The organism is Streptomyces apricus (assembly GCF_008369065.1).
Classification (GTDB): Bacteria; Actinomycetota; Actinomycetes; order Streptomycetales; family Streptomycetaceae; genus Streptomyces; species Streptomyces apricus.
The window spans coordinates 8,509-14,429 of the sequence record NZ_VDFC01000072.1 but is presented as its reverse complement, the minus strand read 5'-3'; the positions used below and the strand labels follow the sequence as shown (position 1 = coordinate 14,429).

Here is a 5,921-nt window from a genome sequence, read left to right as displayed (position 1 = left end):
GCCGACGACCGCAGGAGCCCTCCGTGTCCCCCACCTTCCTGGCCGCCACCACCGACAAGAACCTCGAACTCGTCCTGCGGGTCCTGCCCGCCATCGTGGTCGTCCTCGCCGCGTCCGCCGTCTGCGGCCGCCTCGCCATGCTGGTGAAACAGCCGCGCGTGCTCGGCGAGATGGTGGCCGGCGTCCTGCTGGGACCCACCCTGTTCGGCGCCCTCTTCCCCGACGCCCAGAAAGCCGTCTTCACCGCCGAGGTGAAGCCCGTCCTCTATGTGCTGAGCACCATCGGGCTGACCCTGTTCATGTTCCTGGTCGGCGCCGGCCTCGACCACGCGGGCGGCAACGGCCGGAAGGAGACCAGGAACGCGGCCGTCCTGGCCGTCTCCGGGATCGTCCCCTCCCTCCTGCTCGGCGTCGCCTCCGGCCACCTGCTCCACGACCGGCTCTCCCGGCCCGACGTCACGCCGTTCGAGTTCGCCCTCTTCATCGGCGGCGCCCTGTCCATCACCGCCTTCCCGATGCTCGCCCGCATCCTGTACGAACGCGGCCTGGAGAACTCCCGGATCGGCCGCATGACCCTCCTGGGCGCCTCCGTCGACGACGCGGCGGCCTGGTGCTTCCTCGCCGTGCTGTCCGCCCTGCACGCCGACGCCGGCGCGCTGCACGCCCTGCGCACCATCGGCCTCACCGTGGTCTTCACGGTCGTCATGCTCACCGTCGTGTCCCGGCTTCTGTGCCCGATGGGCGCACAGGTCCAGCGGACCGGCCGGTTCGGCTTCGACCAGATGTACGTCGTCGTGGGCATCGCCCTGCTCGCCGGCCTGTTCACCGACTACATCGGCATCTACTCGGTCTTCGGCGGCTTCGTCGCGGGACTCGCCATGCCCCGCGACCCGGCCTTCCGGCAGGCCCTGCACGACCGCATGATGGACCTCGTCTGCGTGCTGCTCCTACCGATCTTCTTCACCTTCTCCGGCCTCAACACCGAACTGGGCGGCCTCGCCGGCTGGGCCATGATCGGACCGTTCCTGCTGATCTTCGCGGCCGGGTTCGCCGGCAAGTACGTCGGTTGCGCCCTCGCCATGCGCGGCATCGGCTTCGGCTGGCGCGAGTCCTGGGCGGTGGGCGGCCTGATGAACGCCCGCGGCCTGATGATCCTGATCTTCATCAACATCGGCCTCGCCCAGGGCATGATCACCAAGGAGGTGTTCTCCATGCTGGTCCTGGTCGCCGTGCTCACCACCGCGGGCGCCGTACCGCTGTACCGCTGGGCCCTGCCCGAGCACCTCGAACGCCGGATGGCCCCGGCGGCGCAGCCGGCCGCGGCCGACGCTCCTCCGGCCGAGGCGGCCCCCGCGCGCACCTGACCCGCCGCGGGAGCCCGGCCGCACACACACCCGCCCGGCCGGGCTCCACACACCCGCCCGGCCGGTCTCCCGCCCCCCACGGCCCCCGCGTCCCTCACGGACAACTGTCCGCCGCCAATCTCAGAGCCTTCTGAGGTGGCGCCACTAACGTCCCGCCCATGGTGCGCGATTACCTGATCATCGGGGCCGGACCGGCCGGACTGCAGCTCGCCGCTCTGCTGGAACGCGACGGCAGGGACTACACCGTCCTGGAGCGCGGGAGCGGACCCGGCACGTTCTTCACCAGGTACCCCCGACATCGACAGCTGATATCGATCAACAAGGTGCACACCGGGTACACCGACCCGGAACTCAGCCTCCGGATGGACTGGAACTCGCTGCTCAGCGACGACCCGGAGCTGCTGTTCACCCGGTACAGCGAGGAGTACTTCCCCCGGGCCGACGACTTCGTGCGCTACCTCGCCGACTTCGCCGACCGCACCGGCGTCCGCGTCGAGTACGGCACGGAGGTCGTCCGCGTCTCCCGCGCGGACGGCGTCTTCACCGTCCACGACGTCATGGGACGGACCTGGCAGGGGCGGCGGCTCGTCGTGGCGACCGGCGTCTCCCGGCTCAACGAACCCTCCGTCCCCGGGATCGAACTGGCCGAACGGTACGACGAGTTCGACACCGATCCGCACTCCTTCACCGACCAGCGGGTGCTGATCGTCGGCAAGGGCAACTCCGCGTTCGAGACCGCCGAGTCCCTCATGGCGAAGGCCGCGGTCATCCACGTCGCCGGCCCGCACTCGCTGAGGATGGCCTGGAAGACCCACTTCGTGGGGCATCTGCGCGCGGTGAACAACAACTTCCTGGACAGCTACCAGCTCAAGTCGCAGAACGCCGTCCTGGACGGCACCGTGGAGAGCGTCGAGAAGAGCCCCGGCGGCGGGTTCCGCGTCGTGTTCCGCTACGCCCGGACCACGGAGAGGCTCCGGGAACTGCACTACGACCGGATCGTCCTGTGCGCCGGGTTCCGCTTCGACGCCGGCATCTTCGACGAGACCTGCCGCCCCGCCCTCGTCATCGACGACCGCTTCCCCGCGCAGACCTCCGCCTACGAGTCGGTGAACGTACCGCACCTGTACGTCGCGGGCACGCTGACCCAGCAGCGTGACTTCAAGAAGGGCACCAACGGGTTCGTCCACGGCTTCCGCTACGGGGTGCGCGCCCTCCACCGCATCACCGGCGCCCGCTACCACGGCACCCCTTGGCCCGCCCGGCCGCTCGCCGCGACACCGGAGGCGATCGCCGACGCCGTCGTCGCCCGCGTCAACCGCTCCTCCGGGCTGTGGCAGCAGTTCGGTGTCCTCGGCGACGTGGTCGCCGTGGACGGGGACGGGGACGGCGCCACCTACCAGGAGGAGGTCCCGCTGGCGTACGTCGCCGACGGCGGCCTCGGCCCCGCCGCGCACCGCTTCGTCGTCGACCTGGAGTACGGGCCCGACCACGAGGGCGTCGACCCCTTCGACGTCACCGTCCCGCGCGTGACCGAGAACGACGCCGCCCACGCGATGGACTCCAGCTACCTCCACCCGGTGGTACGCCACTACCGCGACGGCGTCCTGGCCGGTACCCACCACCTGGCGGAGAACCTGGAGAACGAGTGGGACCTCCCGGAGGTCCACCGGCAGCCGCTCGCCGTGTTCGTCGGGGCGTGCCTTGACTGAGCAGTTCCCCGGCCGCGTGCTCGACCTCCTCGGTGCGGCGGGCGGCCGCACGGTGTTCGAGCACGCCGGACGGACGGTCTCCGGGGCCGGACTCCTGGCGGCGGTGCGGCGGGTGGCCACCGGGCTGCGCGGGCACGGCGCCGGACCCGGCGACGGCGTCGCCCTGCTGCTGGGCGTGAGCCCCGAGGCGTTCGCCGCCGTCGTCGCGGCGCACACCGTCGGCGCCCGCGTCGTCGGGGTGCGCCCGGGCCTGACCGAGGGACAGCGCCGGCACCTCCTCGCGGACACCGCCTTCGTGGTCACCGACGGGTCCGCCGGTCCCGCCGGGGAGCGGACCGGCAAGCTCCTCGCCCTGGACGACCTGCTGTCCTCGCCGGACGACGGCGTCCGGCCGGAGGTCTCGGCCCGGCCGCAGGACGTCGCCCGGCTCCTGCACACCAGCGGCAGCACCGGCGTCCCCAAGGCGTGCGCCCAGACCTACGCGGCGATGACCGCGGCCTGGAACCTGCGGCCGGACGCCTGGCCGCCCGCCGTCCGCGAATTGGCCGCGCGCCTGGACCGGTTCCTGGTCTTCGGCACCCTGGCGAGCCAGGTCATGACGGAGTACGGGCTCCTCGCCCTCGCCGCCGGCGGCACCCTGGTCACCACCGGGGAACCGGACCTCTTCGACGGCATCGCGCGGCACCGGGCGACCGCGAGCGTCATCACCGTGGCCCGGCTGACGAAGCTCGTGGCGCGGCGGCGGGAGTCCCCCGGGGCCCTGGGCAGCCTGCGCGCGCTGATGGTCTCCGGATCGCCGCCGGCGCCGGGACTGCTGCGCGAGGCCGCCGAGGTCCTCGGCCCGGTCGTCTTCCACGGGTACGGCCAGACCGAGACCGGCATGATCTCCATGGCCACCCCGTGGGACGAGCCCGGCTCGCTGGGCGTGCCGCCCGTCGACCTGGAGGTCCGGGACCCCGCAGGCCGCCCCGTCCCGCCCGGCACCGACGGCGAACTGTTCGTGCGCACCCCGGCGCAGAGCAGCGGCTACTGGCGCGAGCCCGCCCGCACCGCCGAGGTGTACGCCGGCGGCTGGGTGCGCACCCGCGACCTCGGCCACCTCGACGGCGAGGGCCGGCTGTGGCTCACGGGGCGCACCCGCGACGTGGTCATCGTCAACGCCACCCTCCACCACACCGGTCCCGTCGAGCGGCTGCTCGCCACCCACCCCTCGGTGGCCGAGGCGTACGTCGTCGCCGTCCCCGACGACGACACCGGCGAGGCGGTGCACGCCTTCGTGGTGCCCGCCGCCGGACACGTACCCGACCTGGGCGAACTGCGCGCGCTCGTGACGGCGGGCCTGGGGGAGGCGAGCGCGCCGACCCGGCTGACCCTGATCGGCGAGGTGCCGCTCACCCCGGCGGGCAAGCCCGACAAGCGGCGGCTCGCCGCGGGGGACCCGCGGGGTCAGTAGCCGACGGAGAAGGTGGCGTCGGCCCGGTCCGTGGCGGTGGTGACCGGGTCGACGCGCAGGACGTAACCGGAGTGGCGGATGTGGCGCGTGGGCTGGTTGTGGGAGCGGAAGGAGGCCCAGGAGGGGTCGGCCAGGCCCGCGACCCGGTGGAAGGTGGCGTCCTGGGCGAAGGCGGCCGTGCCGTCGTTCACGTCGAGCCGCAGTACGTAGTCGTAGTGCCGCAGGTAGCGGGTGGGGTGGCTGACCGACCGGAAGGACACGGCGGAAGCGTCGGCGAGGCCGGGCACGAGCTGCCACTGGGCGTCGGTGTACGGGTCGAAGGGGTAGACGTCGATGCGGGCGGCGTAGTCGGCGTGCCGGACGTAGCGGTCCGGGTAGTTGTAGGACTTGAGCCGGTTCCAGGCCGGCGCGCCCCACCGGGCGAGCAGGTTCGTGTACTCGGCCGCGGTGATCGTCGCGACGCCGCAGTGCTTGGAGTTGACCGGCTGGGTGTAGGTCCGCTGGTCCAGCGCGGTCCAGGTGCCGGCGGCCAGGTCGGTGGACCGCCAGGCGTAGAAGACGCCGTTGGGTGTGTAGGTGTCGGCCCACAGGTACCAGGTGTTCGAGGTGAGCGACCTGAACACGGTCGGGGCCTCGGTGCCGCCGTGCGCGACACCGGTGCCGAACTCGGTGAAGCTGCCGGGGTCGAGGGAGGCGGACCGGGCGGCCGCGACGGTCTGGTTCTTCTTGAAGAAGAGGTAGTTGACTCCGTTGACGCCGACGGCCATGTCGCCGTCGATGACGTCGTAGCCGGGGTTGAAGAAGACCTGCGGGGCCGAGGCGGTGACGAAGTCGGTGGTGTGGTTGACCATGATCACGTTGTGGCCGCTGGAGTTCACCGAGGCGTAGATGACCGCGTACCGGCCCCGGCCCGCGTCCCAGAACGCCTCGGGCGCCCAGCTGTGGGTGGCCATGTCGTGGAGCTTGAGGCGCCGGTACCCGGTGAAGGTGCGCAGGTCGGCGGAGTCCCAGACGTGGACGTACTGGCTGTTGTAGCTCCAGTCGGTGCCCTTGAGGTCGGTGGCGAGGACGACGAAGGTGCCGTCCTGCTTGCGCAGCAGGAACGGGTCGCGCAGGCCGAGGGCGCCCGCCGTGGGGGTGACCAAGGGGTTGTTCTGGTTGAGCGGGGTCCAGTTCAGCCCGTCGGTGCTGACGGCGAGGTGGAGTCCGTAGTCGGTGCCGAGTCCCAGGTTCGTCGACTCGGTGAAGTAGCACATCGCGTACGCCGAGTCCGCCGCGCGGGCGGTGCCCGCGCCGAGGGCCAGCGCGCCGGAGGCGGCCAGCGGAGCGGCGGCGGCCATGCCGAGGACGTGGCGCCGGGACGGGCGGGGTCTTGTGCTCATGTCGGTCTCCAGG

The 5,921-nt window shown here is 72.2% G+C and carries 4 protein-coding genes; 3 read left to right on the top strand and 1 reads right to left on the bottom strand.

Going from position 1 to position 5,921, the window contains the following annotated elements; translation table 11 throughout:
* The 3 genes from FGF04_RS33590 to FGF04_RS33580 all read left to right on the top strand — a co-directional run.
* On the top strand, positions 1–1,364 hold a 1,364-nt coding region (locus FGF04_RS33590; RefSeq protein WP_223146432.1), incomplete at its 5' end, for a cation:proton antiporter.
* A 158-nt stretch (positions 1,365–1,522) separates the two neighbouring features.
* A complete protein-coding gene (locus FGF04_RS33585; protein WP_149515173.1) occupies positions 1,523–3,073 on the top strand; it encodes an NAD(P)-binding domain-containing protein in 1,551 nt (516 codons plus the stop codon).
* Positions 3,066–4,526, top strand: coding sequence for a class I adenylate-forming enzyme family protein (locus FGF04_RS33580; RefSeq protein ID WP_149515172.1), 1,461 nt, complete (start codon positions 3,066–3,068; stop codon positions 4,524–4,526). The genes FGF04_RS33585 and FGF04_RS33580 overlap by 8 nt, the downstream gene beginning before the upstream one ends.
* On the opposite strand, the gene FGF04_RS33575 is transcribed toward FGF04_RS33580, so the two are convergent.
* Complete coding sequence (locus FGF04_RS33575; protein WP_149515171.1) at positions 4,520–5,908, bottom strand: glycoside hydrolase family 43 protein; 1,389 nt, start codon at positions 5,906–5,908, stop codon at positions 4,520–4,522. The genes FGF04_RS33580 and FGF04_RS33575 overlap by 7 nt on opposite strands.
* Between the last annotated feature and the right edge of the window lie 13 nt (positions 5,909–5,921).

What these genes read in the sequence shown, in the direction of transcription:
- FGF04_RS33585 (WP_149515173.1), top strand. Translation starts at nt 1,523, where the DNA reads ATGGTGCGCGATTACCTGATCATCGGGGCCGGACCGGCCGGACTGCAG.
- FGF04_RS33575 (WP_149515171.1), bottom strand. Translation starts at nt 5,908, where the DNA reads ATGAGCACAAGACCCCGCCCGTCCCGGCGCCACGTCCTCGGCATGGCC.